The organism is Enterobacter sp. SGAir0187 (assembly GCF_002952735.2).
GTDB classification, from domain to species: Bacteria; Pseudomonadota; Gammaproteobacteria; order Enterobacterales; family Enterobacteriaceae; genus Enterobacter; species Enterobacter quasiroggenkampii.
In genome coordinates this window covers 571,865-586,598 of record NZ_CP025034.2, presented here as the reverse complement: position 1 = coordinate 586,598, position 14,734 = coordinate 571,865, and the positions used below count along the sequence as shown (strand labels likewise).

Annotated in this window: 15 protein-coding genes; 11 read left to right on the top strand and 4 right to left on the bottom strand. The window is 53.6% G+C overall.

What is annotated here, in order from left to right; genetic code table 11:
• Nucleotides 1–48 precede the first annotated feature (48 nt).
• The 5 genes from CWR52_RS02805 to CWR52_RS02785 all read left to right on the top strand — a co-directional run bounded on the left by CWR52_RS02805 (nucleotide 49) and on the right by CWR52_RS02785 (nucleotide 5,554).
• Complete coding sequence (locus tag CWR52_RS02805; protein ID WP_104948788.1) at nucleotides 49–726, top strand: fimbrial biogenesis chaperone; 678 nt, start codon at nucleotides 49–51, stop codon at nucleotides 724–726.
• Between the two features lie 42 nt (nucleotides 727–768).
• A complete protein-coding gene (locus CWR52_RS02800; protein ID WP_104948787.1) occupies nucleotides 769–3,306 on the top strand; it encodes a fimbria/pilus outer membrane usher protein in 2,538 nt (845 codons plus the stop codon).
• Nucleotide 3,307: 1 nt separating this feature from the next.
• On the top strand, nucleotides 3,308–4,255 hold the full coding sequence (locus CWR52_RS02795) for a fimbrial protein (protein WP_104948786.1): 948 nt from the start codon (nucleotides 3,308–3,310) through the stop codon (nucleotides 4,253–4,255).
• A gap of 11 nt (nucleotides 4,256–4,266) precedes the next feature.
• Complete coding sequence (locus CWR52_RS02790) at nucleotides 4,267–4,779, top strand: fimbrial protein (RefSeq protein ID WP_104948785.1); 513 nt, start codon at nucleotides 4,267–4,269, stop codon at nucleotides 4,777–4,779.
• Between the two features lie 103 nt (nucleotides 4,780–4,882).
• The gene (locus CWR52_RS02785) at nucleotides 4,883–5,554 is read left to right on the top strand and encodes a helix-turn-helix transcriptional regulator (RefSeq protein WP_104948784.1); all 672 of its coding nucleotides are present in this window, start codon (nucleotides 4,883–4,885) and stop codon (nucleotides 5,552–5,554) included.
• A gap of 149 nt (nucleotides 5,555–5,703) precedes the next feature.
• Here CWR52_RS02785 and fdhF read toward each other — a convergent pair whose 3' ends face one another.
• The 4 genes from fdhF to ycgZ all read right to left on the bottom strand — a co-directional run bounded on the left by fdhF (nucleotide 5,704) and on the right by ycgZ (nucleotide 8,918).
• Nucleotides 5,704–7,854, bottom strand: coding sequence for a formate dehydrogenase subunit alpha (gene fdhF, locus CWR52_RS02780; protein WP_104948783.1), 2,151 nt, complete (start codon nucleotides 7,852–7,854; stop codon nucleotides 5,704–5,706).
• A 191-nt stretch (nucleotides 7,855–8,045) separates the two neighbouring features.
• Entirely contained in the window at nucleotides 8,046–8,324 is a 279-nt protein-coding gene (locus CWR52_RS02775) for a biofilm/acid-resistance regulator YmgB/AriR (protein ID WP_008500635.1), read from the bottom strand.
• A 29-nt stretch (nucleotides 8,325–8,353) separates the two neighbouring features.
• On the bottom strand, nucleotides 8,354–8,674 hold the full coding sequence (locus CWR52_RS02770) for a hypothetical protein (protein ID WP_104948782.1): 321 nt from the start codon (nucleotides 8,672–8,674) through the stop codon (nucleotides 8,354–8,356).
• 4 nt (nucleotides 8,675–8,678) lie between these two features.
• Nucleotides 8,679–8,918, bottom strand: coding sequence for a regulatory protein YcgZ (ycgZ, locus tag CWR52_RS02765; protein ID WP_104948781.1), 240 nt, complete (start codon nucleotides 8,916–8,918; stop codon nucleotides 8,679–8,681).
• A 339-nt stretch (nucleotides 8,919–9,257) separates the two neighbouring features.
• On the opposite strand from ycgZ, the gene CWR52_RS02760 reads away from it, so the two are divergent.
• From CWR52_RS02760 to sufB, 6 genes are all read left to right on the top strand, one after another.
• The gene (locus CWR52_RS02760; RefSeq protein ID WP_104948780.1) at nucleotides 9,258–10,478 is read left to right on the top strand and encodes a diguanylate phosphodiesterase; all 1,221 of its coding nucleotides are present in this window, start codon (nucleotides 9,258–9,260) and stop codon (nucleotides 10,476–10,478) included.
• Nucleotides 10,479–10,666: 188 nt separating this feature from the next.
• Nucleotides 10,667–11,395 carry a MerR family transcriptional regulator gene (locus tag CWR52_RS02755; RefSeq protein WP_104948779.1) on the top strand — a complete coding sequence of 243 codons (729 nt, stop codon included), beginning with the start codon at nucleotides 10,667–10,669 and terminating at the stop codon, nucleotides 11,393–11,395.
• A 195-nt stretch (nucleotides 11,396–11,590) separates the two neighbouring features.
• Nucleotides 11,591–11,959, top strand: coding sequence for an NlpC/P60 family protein (locus CWR52_RS23385; RefSeq protein WP_104948778.1), 369 nt, complete (start codon nucleotides 11,591–11,593; stop codon nucleotides 11,957–11,959).
• On the top strand, nucleotides 11,959–12,456 hold the full coding sequence (locus tag CWR52_RS02745) for a YbjP/YqhG family protein (protein WP_104948777.1): 498 nt from the start codon (nucleotides 11,959–11,961) through the stop codon (nucleotides 12,454–12,456). The genes CWR52_RS23385 and CWR52_RS02745 overlap by 1 nt, the downstream gene beginning before the upstream one ends.
• Nucleotides 12,457–12,860: 404 nt before the next feature.
• Nucleotides 12,861–13,229 (top strand): Fe-S cluster assembly scaffold SufA, encoded by a 369-nt coding sequence (gene sufA / locus CWR52_RS02735; protein WP_104948776.1) that lies wholly within the window; start codon nucleotides 12,861–12,863, stop codon nucleotides 13,227–13,229.
• Between the two features lie 8 nt (nucleotides 13,230–13,237).
• Nucleotides 13,238–14,728, top strand: coding sequence for a Fe-S cluster assembly protein SufB (gene sufB / locus CWR52_RS02730; RefSeq protein ID WP_104948775.1), 1,491 nt, complete (start codon nucleotides 13,238–13,240; stop codon nucleotides 14,726–14,728).
• Nucleotides 14,729–14,734: the final 6 nt, after the last annotated feature.

Below are 14,734 nucleotides of genomic sequence, written 5' to 3'. Positions count from 1 at the left end.
AGTAATCAGTATGGGGCCACCCGGCCCCTTTGTTTTATGAGGTATTCAATGCGTTTTATCACAACAATCGGCCTGGCCGCGGCAGCGTTACTGCTGACATTTTCAATGGCCAATGCTGGCGTCATTATTGGCGGCACGCGCATTATTTTCGACGGTGCAAAAAAAGAAGCATCCATTAGCGTGGACAATGCCGATAGCGTGCCCTTTTTAATTCAGTCGTGGATTGACGTGCCGGAGGGGAAAACAGATAAAGCGCCTTTTATCATTACGCCTCCGCTTTATCGACTGGATGGTGGCCAGAAAAATATCGAACGCATTATCATGGCCGGGTCACTCCCTCAGGAACAAGAAAGTTTATTCTGGCTCAATATAAAAGCCATTCCTTCTGCAACGAAACAGGCTAATTCACTGCAAATTGCAGTGAAAACGCGTATCAAGTTAATTTATCGTCCGGCAAATCTTCACGCGTCAACGCCCGAAGATCAGGCCGAAAAATTAACATGGCAACGCATCGGGAATGAAATTCAGGTAATGAATCCGACTCCCTATGTCATCAATTTTAATGAAATATCCGTGGGCGGAAAAAAACTGGACGATGTTTCGTATGTATTACCCGGCGCGTCGGCCCGATTCCCGTTACCTCATGGAACCGGCGGAAATACGCTGACGTTTAAAGTTATCAACGATTATGGAAGCCCCGGCACGTTGCATCAAGCCAGTTTGTGATTTTGGCAAACGGTAATACCCGCATTACTCAGGTCATCCGCAATGAAAATACAACATCATAAAGTACGACGCCTGGCGACACTCATCGCTCTGGCGATGACGGGGTCTTCTCCCACGCTTTATGCCAGCGAAACGTTTAATACTGAACTGGTTGAGCTGGATAACCCAGGCATGGGGAAAGCCGATTTATCCGCATTTGAATCAGGCTCTCAGGCTCCGGGGACGTACCATGTTGATATTATTCTTGACGAACAGCTCATCGAGACCCGGGATATTACCTTTGCCGCAGCGAAATCGCCTGATGGAAATGACGTATTACAGCCATGCCTGAGCATTGAACAATTAAAACAGTGGGGCGTTAAGACAGCGCTCTTTCCACAGCTGGCCTCAGCGAAAAGCGACTGTGCCGATCTTGAGGCCATTCCATTGGCCTCGACGGATTTCCAGTTCAACGCGCAGCGTCTGGTTATCAGTATTCCGCAGGCGGCTATTGATATACCGGCGCGTGGCTATGTGCCACCGGAGATGTGGGACGAGGGCATCAATGCCGTCATGCTCAATTACAGCCTGAGCGGGGCCAACTCCTGGGCGAAGACCGGAGGGGCTAACAGAACGGACAGCCAGTATGCCAACCTGCGTCCGGGGATAAACATTGGGCCCTGGCGCCTGCGCAACTACACCACCTGGTCCCGGGATGCGTCGGGTCAGGATAAATGGGACACCGTTTACACCTATGCGCAGCGGGCCGTTATTCCCCTGAAAGCGCAGCTGACGTTCGGCGACAGTTCTTCCCCGGCTGACGTGTTTGACAGTATCCCTTTTCGCGGCGGCCAGCTGGCGTCCGACGATGACATGTTGCCGGATTCTCTGAAAGGCTACGCGCCCGTGGTTCGCGGTATTGCGCGCACGAATGCGCAGGTGGTGGTGCGCCAGAATGGCTATCAGATCTACCAGAGCTACGTCGCCCCGGGGGCGTTTGAGATAACCGACATGTACCCGACGGGCGGTGCCGGGGATCTGGATGTAACGATCAAAGAAGCGGATGGAAGCGAACAGCATTTCACTCTGCCTTACGCCTCTCTGCCGGTGCTGCAGCGCGAAGGGCGTCTGAAGTATGCCATCACGGGTGGCCAGTATCGCGCCTATAACAGCAGCGTGGAAAAGACGCCTTTCGGGCAACTGACCGGTATTTATGGTCTCCCGCAGGGCCTGACGCTATACGGCGGCGTGCAGGGATCGGGCAAGTATCGGTCGCTCGCCGTTGGGGTGGGTAAAAACATGGGGGATTTTGGTGCGCTCTCCACCGACGTCACCCAGGCCTGGTCTACACCGGATAACACGGCCAAAACCAATGGCCAGTCCTGGCGCGCGCGGTACAGCAAGAACGTTATTGATACCGGAACGAACTTCTCGATTGCGGGGTATCGCTATTCGACCAGCGGCTACTACGGGATGCAGGAAGTGCTGGATTCCTGGGGAGACAGTACCGCGCTGCAGGACAGGCGGCGTAACCGCGCCGAATTGACCATGAGCCAGACGCTGGGCGGGGATTTAGGTTCCCTGACCCTCAGCGCCGCGCGGGAAGACTACTGGAATTCGGGTAAATCGATGGCGTCCTGGAGCGTCGGGTATAACAACTACTGGCATAACATCAGCTATGGCGTGACCTGGACATACAGCAAAAACGCCAGCGCAGCCTCTTATGGCACCGGGAGCAGTAAAACGTACGACCACGACCAGCTTCTGGCATTTAACGTCAGCGTGCCGCTGGAGAAATTCCTCCCGCAGACGTGGGCGAACTATGGCATGAACGCCAGCAAGAATAACGGCACTACGCACAGCCTGGGCATGAACGGCGTGGCCCTGGAAAACAACGCCCTTAACTGGAACGTGCAGCAGGGCTACGGCACGGACGGCGTGGGATATACCGGCAACATGAACGGGGATTACAAAGGGACCTACGGCGAAGTGACGGCGGGCTATGGCTACGACAGGAACAGCGAGCGTCTGAACTACGGCCTGCAGGGGGGCATCCTGGCCCACGCGGACGGCATCACCTTTTCCCAGCCGCTGGGGGAAACCAATGCCCTGATTAAGGCGCCCGGTGCCCACGGGGTGGATATTCGAAACCAGTCCGGTATGCGAACGGACTTCCGGGGCTATACGGTGGTGAGCAACCTCTCCGTGTACCGCAAAAACGACCTCACGCTCGATCCGGAAAATATGCCTGACGACGTGGAGCTGGAGATCAATACGCGTACGGTCACGCCGACGCGAGGCGCGGTGGTCAGGGCTGATTACCTTTCTAAAGTGGGGCGCAAGGTGCTGATGACCCTGATGGACGACGGTCGATTCGTTCCATTTGGGGCGATGGTGACGCTCGCCGGAGACGGTCACAGTAGTTTTATCGTCGGCGATCGCGGACAAGTCTATTTAACCGGCATGAGCGAGCAGGGGACGCTGATCGTGGCGTGGGGAAATCAGTCCGGCCAGCAGTGTCGCGCGGATTTCACCCTGCCGAAACAGGCCACCTATGGTGGCGTCACACTCGTTAACGCCCTTTGCCGTCGGGAACATTAAGATGAAAACGATGAAATTTTTGCTGTTGCTCTGTTTATTGGCGGGCTGGAATGGTGCCTGGGCCGGGACGTGCACGACGATCGTGCCGCAAACGTCTTCGCTGTCGGTGGGCACTCTCACCGTGCAGCGCGATGCGCCTGTGGGAACGGTGATATTCTCCGGTGCGGCGTCAAATACGGGGTCCTATCTGACCGGCTGCAGCAATCCATTAATGCTGGGTTTTAGCATGCGGTATAACGGCGCCACGCTCAGCACCTATGGGAATCATGTTTACAATACCAACGTCAGCGGGATTGGGATTCGATTTTCATCGAACAACTATTTTGATAACCCGAGCAATACCTTCTCATACAACGCGCAAACCTCCTACGTCGACTGGTATGGCGGAAAAATTGAACTGGTGGTGACCGGGCCGGTTTCATCCGGGGCGCTCACGCCCGGCGTCATCGGCGTGGTAACCCTTCAGGGCAGCGACGCTATTTATCGCGATGGCCTGACAACGCAGTTGACCAGCGGCACGATCAATGCCCTGGCGTGTACGATCAATACGCCACAGTTAACCTTCGCCATTGGCAATATACCCGCCTCTTCCTTTAGCGCAGGCGTGGGAACGTCGCCGGCAGGGGCGCAGAATACGCAGAATCTCGGATTAAACTGCAGCACCGGGACCAATATTAATGTCACGTTAAGCGGCATTCAAAACCCGGATATTGGCAATACCAGCGTGATGGCCCTGACGGGGCAAGGTAATCCTGGAACGGCAAAAGGGGTGGGCGTTCAGCTCCTCTATAACGGTACTCCGCTGGCCATGAACAGCCGCCTGCTCTTAAAACAGTCCGCGGGCGGGGTCGAGACGCTCCCGTTAACGGCCCGTTATTATCAAACGCTGGGGACCGTTCAGTCGGGAACGGCCAACGCCTCGGCCACGCTAAATATTACCTACCAGTAGCAGGTGAGAAGATGAAAATGGCGCACAAAAAAATGCTCCTGCTTGCCCTGCTGAGCTGGAAGGCGTTTTCTGTCGATGCGGTCAATATCGGCGTAACGGGCAATATCGTCGCGTCGCCCTGCGTATTTAATGGCGGGAATACGAATCTGGATATTAACCTCGGCAATATTCAGGCTTCCAATATGGCGACGCCAGGATCCACGTCAGACCCGGTTGCGTTCAATCTGCTCTTTACAAGCTGTCCGCTGGGAACCCGCAGCGTCACGGTGACATTCGCAGGTAACCCGGATCCCGTAGCAGGCGCGGACTACTACACGAACAGCGGCTCGGCCACCGGCGTTGCCATCGCCATGAGCGACGCCGCAACCGGCTCGCTTAAAGGGACGGGCTCCAGCATCACAAAGGCTATTGCGGCTGACAGCACTGCCACGATGCCGATGCAGGCCTGGGTCAAATCCGCTTCAGGCGGTGTTACGCCCGGAAGCATCAGTGCCGTTGTCGTGATGACAATTCAATATAATTAGTTAAGCAGACGTTCTGGAGGTAAATGTGCATGCCATTCACTTTTTATTGAAAGGGGTGACGGTTGGTTGCCATGTTAATTCACTCGTGGCAGCGGATTAACTTATGCTGAACATTCTGATAAAAGAGTCTGATTTACTGTTTCAGTATGGCTTACAGGTCTTTCTCGCTGATTTATTTCAGCGAGGTTTCAGAGAAGAGGTTCAGTTTTCATCTCATTTTACCCATGACGGCGTAAGCGTCGCCGATATTGTGGTGCTCTCGCTGTGTGTCGGTGAGGTGTTCACCTGTATCCCGGAGCTACAATCGCGTAAAAAGGGGATCGTGATAGGACTGGTGGATCACGAGCCTCGGGAAGCAATCGCCCCGTCATGTTTTGACGATATTATTTTAATTTCGCGAAGAGCATCAGTATCGAAGATAAGGGAGATAATCTATTTTGCCTGGTATAAAACGCAATTATCCGGCTATCGCAGGCATAAAAATGCGTGTCCTGGCTGTCATCATAGAAAAATCTCTCCACAGCAGATCCGCATTATGGTGAGTTTTTATAAGGGACTGTCGGTCATGGAGATCGCGCACGAGTTGAATATCAGCGATAAGACGGTATTCACCCACAAATATATGCTGATGCAAAAATTCGATCTGCGGACTGATTATGAATTAATCATGTTGCTTAATCGGCTGGCCGAGAAAGAGAGATCGCCTCATTTTTTTGGGGACTGTCTGGACATGGATATCAATAAATGTGAAGTAACCGCGATGTCTGACCGTTAAATCTGCCCTGTTTTCCGCCACCGCGACCTGGGGGGAGATGACGCGGGTTATAGCCCCCTGATTATTCACGCCGGGTGGCGCTTCGCTTACCCTGCCTACAACATTCCGGACGCAGGCAGGGTCAGGCGTCGCCGCTACCCGGCATGTTCTCAGACGTTGACGGCACTGATTAGCCGCGTCTTCATACTTTGATACGCCGACGCCGCATAATCCTCTGCCCAGCGCTGGTCCTCAATCGCCTCCAGTTGCACCGCGCAGTACTTCGTTTCCGGGGTTTTGGAGATAGGATCGAGGTTATCCTGGGTTAGCTCGTTGCAGGCGCCAATCCACCACTGATAGGTCATATAGACGGCCCCGGCGTTGATACGCTCGCTGATGCTGGCGCGGGTAATCACTTTCCCGCGACGTGAACGTACCCAGACCAGCTGCCCGTCAGTAATGCCCAGCTTTTCTGCATCGGCAGGGTTCATTTGCACCCGACCCGGCTCGTCGGCCAGGCTTTGCAGTGCGGCGCAGTTCCCGGTCATGGAGCGGCAGGAGTAGTGCCCCACCTCGCGTACCGTACACAGCACCAGCGGGAAATCCGCATCCGGGGTTTCCGCCGGCGCGCGCCACGGTGCGGCAAAGAGTTGCCCTTTACCGCTCGGCGTGTCGAACTGATTGTCTTTGTACAGGTACGGCGTACCGGGGTGATCCAGCGTCGGGCAGGGCCACTGCACGTGGCCCATCTCGCCCATTTTTTCATACGTCACGCCGTAGAAGAGCGGGCACAGCGCGCGCATCTCGTCCCAGATCTGCTGGTTGGAGTCATAATGCATCGGGTAGCCCATCTCGGTGGCGAGCAGGCTGATGATCTCCCAGTCGCGCTTCACATTGCCGCTGGCTTCAATGGCTTTGCCAAAACGCTGGAAGCCGCGATCGGCACAGGTAAAGACGCCGCCGTGTTCACCCCAGGAGGTAGCCGGGAGCAGAACGTCCGCCACCTCTGCCGTTTTGGTCATAAAGATGTCCTGAACCACGACAAAATCGAGCGCTTCAAAACCGCTGCGCACCAGGCCGAGATCGGCTTCCGTCTGGAGCGGATCTTCTCCCATTATGTAATAGGCTTTGACCTTGCCTTCCAGCGCCAGATGCGGCACTTCGGTAATGCGTGTCCCGACGCGATCGTCCATCGCATTGACGTCAATTCCCCAGGCGTCGGCGAACTTCTGTCGGACCGCCGGGTCGGTCACATCCTGATAGCCGGGGAACATATTCGGCAGTACGCCCATATCGCAGGCACCCTGGACGTTGTTCTGACCGCGCACCGGCCCGACGCCGACGGCAGGGCGACCGAGATTCCCGGTCAGCAGCGCCAGACTGGACAGCCCTTTGACCACATCCACAGCCTGTCCAAACTGGGTCACGCCCATCCCCCACATCACCGTGGCGGAAGGGGCCGCCGCGAAGGTGCGCATTGCCTGGCGGACGTCACGGGCGGGGATGCCGGTAAGATGTTCGACCTGCTCCGGCGCATAGTCTTTTACCGTTTGCCGGTAGGCCTCAAGCCCCTCCGTAAAGCGCGCCACGTAACTTTTATCGTACAGCTCCTCTTCCAGCAGCACATAGCCAAAGGCGTTCACCAGCGCCATGTTGCTGCCATTTTTCAGCTGCAGATGTTGGTCGGCAATACGCGCCGTTTCAATACGCCGCGGATCGCAGACGATAATTTTTGCGCCGTTTTCACGCGCTTTCAGCACGCGGCGGGCGACGATAGGGTGGGAGTCCGCGCAGTTATAGCCAAAGACCAGCAGGCATTTTGAGTTTTCAATATCGTTAATCGAGTTGCTCATCGCGCCGTTACCGAGCGTTTCCTGTAAACCGGCGACGGACGGGCCATGACAGACGCGCGCACAGCAGTCCACGTTGTTAGTGTTCAGCACCGCGCGGGCAAACTTTTGCATCACATAGTTGGTTTCATTGCCGGTGCCGCGCGAGGAGCCGGTGGTCATGATCGACCGCGGCCCGTGCTGCGCTTTAATACTGTTGAGCCTGTGGGCGGTATAGCGGATCGCCTCTTCCCAGGTAACGGGGGTGAATGCTTCGCCTTTGCGATAGCGGATCATGGGCTGGGTGAGGCGAGGGGTGAGCAGACGGGTATCGTTAAGGAAGTCCCAGCCGTAAAATCCTTTCAGACATAAAGTGCCCTGGTTTGTGACTCCCGCTGCTGCTTCGGCACGGATGATACGGTTATTTTCAACGACAAGGTTCAATTTACAGCCTGCACCGCAGTACGGGCAGACGCTGGCGATCTTTTTCATCAATAACAGACCTGTTAAGAAATGAAGCAAAGTTGACTGGAAACCCAGTCCCGTATGCGGAAATAAGCAGGAACCGTGCCAGGTTGGTTTTGCGTGGATTACAGGGCGTTATGCGGGGAGGGCGCGTGTCATCGTCAGGCCGATCGTCAGTTTTGACGATGACACGTTAGGGGGGCGTGGCGAGCAGGAACTCAGAGATCGTCCATCGTGTAACCCACCACGATTTCCAGCGTCTTGCGAATCACATCCGCCTGAACCACGTCGTTGGTAGATTCCAGCGTCTGAATGAGCCAGAGGATGATCGCCTTATTGGACAGATGCCCTTCGGAGGCCAGAACACAGCGTACTGCAGTAGAAAAAATAGCGGACTCTTCAGCAAAACGATCGCCTGCATGGCGGAAATACTCCGCCAGCGCACTGTCTAAAAAAGCAGAGTGGTATTCGGGTTGAAGCTGAATATTTTGTCTCATTTGTTCTCACCGTAGCTGTTAAATTGCAGTCAATGTATTTTTTTGGGATCGGACGGTTTTCCACTTCCAAATAACGGCACAACATTGTCTCGGTTATCGTTGAGAGATCCCTCTCTTTTCGTTCGTCCTTGCGCGGTTCTGCGACGTGTAAAGGCGGGGCTGTTTGAGCCGATCTCGGCAATCACCACCGCAAGTGTCTCCCGCCGCTGGGGATCCTTTTCATGTTCTTTCATGACCCGCAGACGCTGTAGCAAGCCTTCAGTTGTCACCGGTCCCCGCTCTTTCAGAAGAGAGAGAACGGCTTCACCGATAAGCTGGTCTATTAGTCGGTCTGCGTTACTGCTATTCATATCCTTACCGTTCGAAGAGCAGACCAAGCAGCATGTGGTAATGCTCTTCCTCTTCCGGGCCGTCGGCCTTTTCGAGGCGACTCAGCAATTTTGTACAAAGCGATTTGCGATTAAGGTTTCGCCCGTCGCTGAGAATTTCAACAACCACCTGGCCCAGCGTTTCCTGCTGGGTAGGAAGCGCGGCTTTTTCGAAGTACTGCGCGATAGCTGCTGCGGAATCTGCGACGTAACTTTTCTGCTGCATGTTTCGCTCCTGTAAAATTTTGTAATCAGTAACGTTACATTTAAGGTATACATAATTTCCAAATCTGTACATCTAAAATGTACAATTTTTTAGATTTTTTACGATATATCTTATAAATCATTTATTTTTCATTGCGTTGGGTTGACGTTGTGATGGGGGTAAAGTGCAGGATATATTGTACAAAAAGCGCATGTGCTGGTAAGTTATACAGTCGAGTTACAAGGTCTCATTAACTGCCGTAAATGGTTGAGATGTAAATTATTTGTCTGGCAATTAATGTGCTATAAATGAACATTACCCACGTCTTTCGTGGCCAAAACCCTAACCCCCAGGAATAGCATGCTCACAACCATCATTTACCGCAGTCATATCTGCGAGGACGTTCCAGTGAAAGCGCTGGAAGCAATGGTCGCTGCTGCAAATCGTAAAAATCGGCAATCCAATGTCACGGGGATCTTGCTGTTTAACGGCACACATTTTTTTCAACTGCTGGAAGGGCCGGTTGAGCACGTTTCGGCTATCTATGAGCAGATCTGCAACGACCCGCGCCACCATAACGTGGTCGAGTTAATGCGCGATCACGGGCCTGTCCGGCGTTTTGGCAACGTGGGTATGGAGCTTTTTGATTTGCGCCACTTCGACAGAGACGAGGTGCTGCAGCAGGTGCTCAATAAGGGGACGACACGTTATCAGCTGACCTACAACGACCGACCTTTGCAGTTTTTCCGCACCTTTGTCGAGGCCACGGAAAAAGCGAACTATTTTGAGCTGCCGCCTGCGGATTCATGGGAATTCGTTCGCGAAGAAACGCGCTTGTCCGCGCAGCCTGAGGTGGTCGCGAAGGGGGCGGATTGTAGTTTTGCGTTCCAGCCGATAGTCGATCCATTTATGCAGCAGGTCGTCTCCTGGGAGGCGCTTCTCCGCACCCCGTCCGGCGACTCGCCGGGGGTCTATTTCGCCAGCCTTCCGCCTGACGAAGTGTACGCCTCTGATTTGCAAAGCAAGCAGGTGGCGCTCTCCATGGCCAGCGCGCTGGGATTACAGGACCAGACGTTATCCCTTAACCTGCTGCCTATGACGCTGGTTAATATTCCCAACGCCGTGAATTTTTTGCTCACCGCGATTGAAGCAAACGGTTTTGTTCCTGAACAAATCGTGGTGGAGTTCACCGAGAGCGAAGCCATTTCCCGTTTTGATGAATTCACGGATTCAGTCAGGCAGTTAAAAAGCGCGGGTATCAGCGTGACGATCGATCACTTTGGTGCCGGTTTTGCCGGGCTGCAGCTGCTGGCCCACTTCCAGCCTGACAGAATTAAGATTAATCGTGATTTGGTCGCGAACGTGCATAAAAGTGGCCCCCGACAGGCCATTATTCAGGCCATCATCAAATGCTGTTCCTCGCTTGAAATCCAGTTCTGCGCGGTGGGAGTAGAGAGGGCGGAAGAATGGATGTGGCTGGAATCTGCGGGGATTTCCCAGTTCCAGGGGCATCTTTTTGCCAGCCCCCGGCACGGCGGGATTCCAGCCATTGCGTGGCCGGAGAAAAAGTTCGAATTCTGATAAATCTGTACACAATCGGACAGACGTAACTGTACGAACGGTAAATTTTATACAACAATGTATTAACAGGTGAATGGCGTCGTAAGCCGTTCACCCGTTCAAAATGTGGTCTTAGTTATACAAATGGTTTGTACAATCTGATAAGGTTGGTGCAGTTAGGTATGGAAGTTCTGAGCGTGAGGGAGTTAATGGCCTATTACAGTATCGGCGAAGTGGCCGAACGATGCGGTATCAACCCCGTTACGCTGCGTGCCTGGCAGCGCCGTTATGGATTGTTGAAGCCGCAGCGCAGCGAAGGGGGTCATCGTCAGTTTGACGATGAAGATATCCTGCGTATCGAAGAGATCAAACGCCTGATGAAGAGCGGCGTTTCGGTCGGGAAAGTAAAAGCCTTGCTGGAAAACAAGGAAGTTATGACTCAGGGTAACTGGGTCTCGTTCCAGGAAGAGATGATGACCGTTCTGCGCTATGCCAGCCCGGCAAAGCTACGCGCCAAAGTCGGTGAGTTCCGCCGCGATCATCCGATAGACGCCCTGATTGACAATATTATTTCTCCCGTTCGTCAGCGGATGAACCAGGACCAGAATACCGTGCGTCACATGGCGAGCCTGTTTGATGGGGTCCTGATCGAATTCGCGATCGCAAGCCTGGCGGAGTCCCGCAAAAAAACCGGTAAAGATGCGCTCCTGATTGGCTGGGAGTGTGATGACCGTACCCATCTGTGGCTTGAAGCCGCGCGCTTATCGCAGAAGGGCTGGCACATTGATGTCCTGGCAGAACCGATTGATTCGCCGCGTCCCGAGCTTTTCCCGGGGCAGAAAATCTTCGTCTGGACGGGGAAATCGCCAACGCCTCGACAGCAGGAACAACTCGACCACTGGCGTGAGCAGGGTTTTGCTGTTTCATTCCACCATTGAGTGTAAGAGGCCTTGAGGGCCTTTTTTTGTTTCTGGCGATACGGCAAGGGTAATCTCGAAGACGCATTGCATCAGTACCCCGGTCATATCGTCGAGCAGCTCTTTTCGATTAAAAAAACTTCAGCACTTTTAATCCCACAATTCATCAGTGGTTAATTTAATAATTTCCTTTTTGCATACTTAAAGGAACTAAGAATGAGTTGGAATAAAGAAGCTGCTGTTTCACACCTCCGGTCACGCGCTCTCGGTCGCTCCCATAATGAATGTGCTACCTTCACCAGGGAGGCTATAGCGGCTGGCGGCATACGGCTGGAGAGAACGCTAAACGCAAAAGATTATGGGCAATCATTACTGCGAGCGGGATTTCGTGAAGTTCCGCCGGGTTCAACCTTGCTAAGCGGTGATGTCGCTGTGATTCAACCCTATCAGGGCGGAAACTCCAGTGGTCACATGACCATGTATGATGGGACACAATGGATCTCCGATTTCCGACAGCACAGCATGTACCCTGGCCCGGGGTATCGCGCGGCTCAACCGGCCTTCAAAATTTACAGGATGAATTGATGAAAGCCGCAATAGTGTTATGCACATGCTTGCTATCCGCTTGCTCAGTTAAGCCGGATCAGAATGCGCCGATGCGAGTACATTCTTTTTACTCTACTTATCTAATTTCTCTAACCAGCAGCGACAATACTTATTCGCCGTCTGAGTTGCGCGAATATATCTCTGCCGACACGCTCAAGAGGCTGGATGATATTGAGTCGATACCCGAACAAGACCTTATTGGATCTGATTACTTCGCTTATGCGCAGGACTATGATGCCTCATGGGTATCGGCGCTCACAGTCGGTAACGCCCAACCTTTTATGGGCGGCGAAATGTTGCCCGTATGGATTGGCAAGGAGTACGGAGAGAAGTTAGAGCTTCAGGTATTTGTTCGGCGCGAATCTGGCACATGGAAGATATACAGGGTCCGTGATGTAACCGATAATTATGAACATCCAATATTTAACGCTGGAGCCATTGCGCGCGCGAAGTCGGCTGCTGAAAGCGGCCTTTAAACCGTAAGTACTATTAGCCCCCTGTATCTGCTGGGGGTTTTTGGGGCGAATAAATGTGCGAGGTTGTCCTTTAGAGCCTGATATGCTTTATCAGTAAGATGCTGATTTTACTTTAATCACCTGATTTCATAGAAAATACAAAATCTATCTCAAAAATAGGCATTTCCGATGCATATTTTACTTTTCACCTCTCCGACACAAACCCCACGACGAAATGCATTATTAATCAATACATTGAACAATTAAATCCATCCTGCCTGCATCTTGTCACAGGGTCTATGCTTAATAAAAGTAGGCAAAAAGGGCGGTTTAGCCGAATGCCCCTGCTGGTAGAGGGTTGAAGTGATAATCGTTATCACTAACATGGTGTTATGCCCTGATGGCTTATCAGATGAGGTGGACCTATGGAACTGCATTCAGAAACCTTTAATCCTGCCGATTTCGCCTGGCGCGGGTTAACGCTCACGCCAGCGGCGGCGGCACATATTCAAGAGCTGGTGGCGAAAAAGCCCGAGATCCTTGGTGTGCGTTTGGGTGTCAAACAGACCGGCTGCGCAGGTTTCGGTTACGTGCTTGATACCGTCACCGAACCCGAGAAAGATGACCTGGTGTTCGAGACCGACGGCGCAAAATTGTACGTCGCGCTGCAGGCCATGCCCTTTATCGATGGCACCGAAGTGGACTACGTCCGCGAAGGCTTAAATCAGTTATTCAAATTTCATAACCCGAAAGCCCAGAACGAATGCGGCTGCGGCGAAAGCTTTGGGGTATAGGCGGAACTATGTCTCGTAATACTGAAGCAACGAGTGAAGTAAATACCTGGAGCGGCGGGCACCTCAACTATAAAGAGGGGTTCTTCACCCAGCTGCAGACCGATGAGCTGGCAAAAGGCATCAACGAGGATGTCGTGCGGGCGATTTCGGCGAAACGTAACGAGCCCGAGTGGATGCTGGAGTTTCGCCTGAGTGCCTACCGCGCCTGGCTGGAGATGGAAGAGCCGCACTGGCTGAAAGCGCATTATGACAAGCTGAACTACCAGGATTACAGCTACTACTCCGCGCCGTCCTGCGGCAGCTGTGATGATACCTGCGCCTCGCAGCCCGGCGCGGTGCAGCAAACCGGCGCGGAGAACAATTTCCTCAGCAAAGAGGTGGAAGAGGCCTTTAACCAGCTGGGCGTACCGGTGCGCGAAGGGAAAGAGGTGGCGGTGGACGCTATCTTTGACTCGGTCTCGGTGGCCACCACCTATCGCGAGAAGCTGGCAGAGCAGGGGATCATTTTCTGCTCCTTCGGCGAAGCGATTCACGATCATCCGGAACTGGTGAAAAAGTACATCGGGACGGTAGTGCCTTCAAACGATAACTTCTTTGCGGCGCTTAACGCGGCGGTGGCCTCGGACGGTACCTTTATCTATGTGCCGAAAGGCGTGCGCTGTCCGATGGAGCTTTCCACCTATTTCCGTATTAATGCCGAAAAAACCGGCCAGTTCGAACGCACGATTCTGGTCGCAGATGAAGGCAGCTACGTCAGCTATATAGAAGGGTGCTCCGCCCCGGTCCGCGACAGCTATCAGCTGCACGCGGCGGTGGTGGAGGTCATCATCCATAAAGACGCCGAGGTGAAATACTCGACGGTGCAAAACTGGTTCCCGGGCGACGGCAATACCGGCGGTATCCTGAACTTCGTCACCAAGCGTGCGCTGTGCGAAGGCGAAAACAGCAAGATGTCGTGGACCCAGTCCGAAACCGGCTCGGCCATCACCTGGAAATACCCGAGCTGCATCCTGCGCGGGGATAACTCCATCGGCGAGTTTTACTCGGTGGCGCTCACCAGCGGGCATCAGCAGGCCGATACCGGCACCAAAATGATCCACATTGGGAAAAACACCAAATCGACGATTATCTCGAAGGGGATCTCCGCCGGGCATAGCCAGAACAGCTATCGCGGGCTGGTGAAAATCATGCCGACGGCCACCAATGCGCGTAACTTCACCCAGTGTGATTCAATGCTGATCGGTGCCGACTGCGGGGCGCATACCTTCCCGTACGTCGAGTGTCGCAATAACACGGCCCAGCTGGAGCACGAGGCGACCACGTCGCGGATTGGGGAAGATCAGCTCTTCTACTGCCTGCAGCGCGGGATTAGCGAAGAAGACGCCATCTCGATGATCGTTAACGGCTTCTGTAAGGATGTGTTCTCTGAACTGCCGCTGGAATTTGCCGTTGAAGCCCAGAAACTCCTCGCCATTAGTCTTGAACACAGCGTCGGTTAAGGAAAG

What these genes read in the sequence shown, in the direction of transcription:
- CWR52_RS02805 (WP_104948788.1), top strand. Translation starts at nt 49, where the DNA reads ATGCGTTTTATCACAACAATCGGCCTGGCCGCGGCAGCGTTACTGCTG.
- CWR52_RS02800 (WP_104948787.1), top strand. Translation starts at nt 769, where the DNA reads ATGAAAATACAACATCATAAAGTACGACGCCTGGCGACACTCATCGCT.
- CWR52_RS02795 (WP_104948786.1), top strand. Translation starts at nt 3,308, where the DNA reads ATGAAAACGATGAAATTTTTGCTGTTGCTCTGTTTATTGGCGGGCTGG.
- CWR52_RS02790 (WP_104948785.1), top strand. Translation starts at nt 4,267, where the DNA reads ATGAAAATGGCGCACAAAAAAATGCTCCTGCTTGCCCTGCTGAGCTGG.
- CWR52_RS02785 (WP_104948784.1), top strand. Translation starts at nt 4,883, where the DNA reads ATGCTGAACATTCTGATAAAAGAGTCTGATTTACTGTTTCAGTATGGC.
- fdhF (WP_104948783.1), bottom strand. Translation starts at nt 7,854, where the DNA reads ATGAAAAAGATCGCCAGCGTCTGCCCGTACTGCGGTGCAGGCTGTAAA.
- CWR52_RS02775 (WP_008500635.1), bottom strand. Translation starts at nt 8,324, where the DNA reads ATGAGACAAAATATTCAGCTTCAACCCGAATACCACTCTGCTTTTTTA.
- CWR52_RS02770 (WP_104948782.1), bottom strand. Translation starts at nt 8,674, where the DNA reads ATGAATAGCAGTAACGCAGACCGACTAATAGACCAGCTTATCGGTGAA.
- ycgZ (WP_104948781.1), bottom strand. Translation starts at nt 8,918, where the DNA reads ATGCAGCAGAAAAGTTACGTCGCAGATTCCGCAGCAGCTATCGCGCAG.
- CWR52_RS02760 (WP_104948780.1), top strand. Translation starts at nt 9,258, where the DNA reads ATGCTCACAACCATCATTTACCGCAGTCATATCTGCGAGGACGTTCCA.
- CWR52_RS02755 (WP_104948779.1), top strand. Translation starts at nt 10,667, where the DNA reads ATGGCCTATTACAGTATCGGCGAAGTGGCCGAACGATGCGGTATCAAC.
- CWR52_RS23385 (WP_104948778.1), top strand. Translation starts at nt 11,591, where the DNA reads ATGAGTTGGAATAAAGAAGCTGCTGTTTCACACCTCCGGTCACGCGCT.
- CWR52_RS02745 (WP_104948777.1), top strand. Translation starts at nt 11,959, where the DNA reads ATGAAAGCCGCAATAGTGTTATGCACATGCTTGCTATCCGCTTGCTCA.
- sufA (WP_104948776.1), top strand. Translation starts at nt 12,861, where the DNA reads ATGGAACTGCATTCAGAAACCTTTAATCCTGCCGATTTCGCCTGGCGC.
- sufB (WP_104948775.1), top strand. Translation starts at nt 13,238, where the DNA reads ATGTCTCGTAATACTGAAGCAACGAGTGAAGTAAATACCTGGAGCGGC.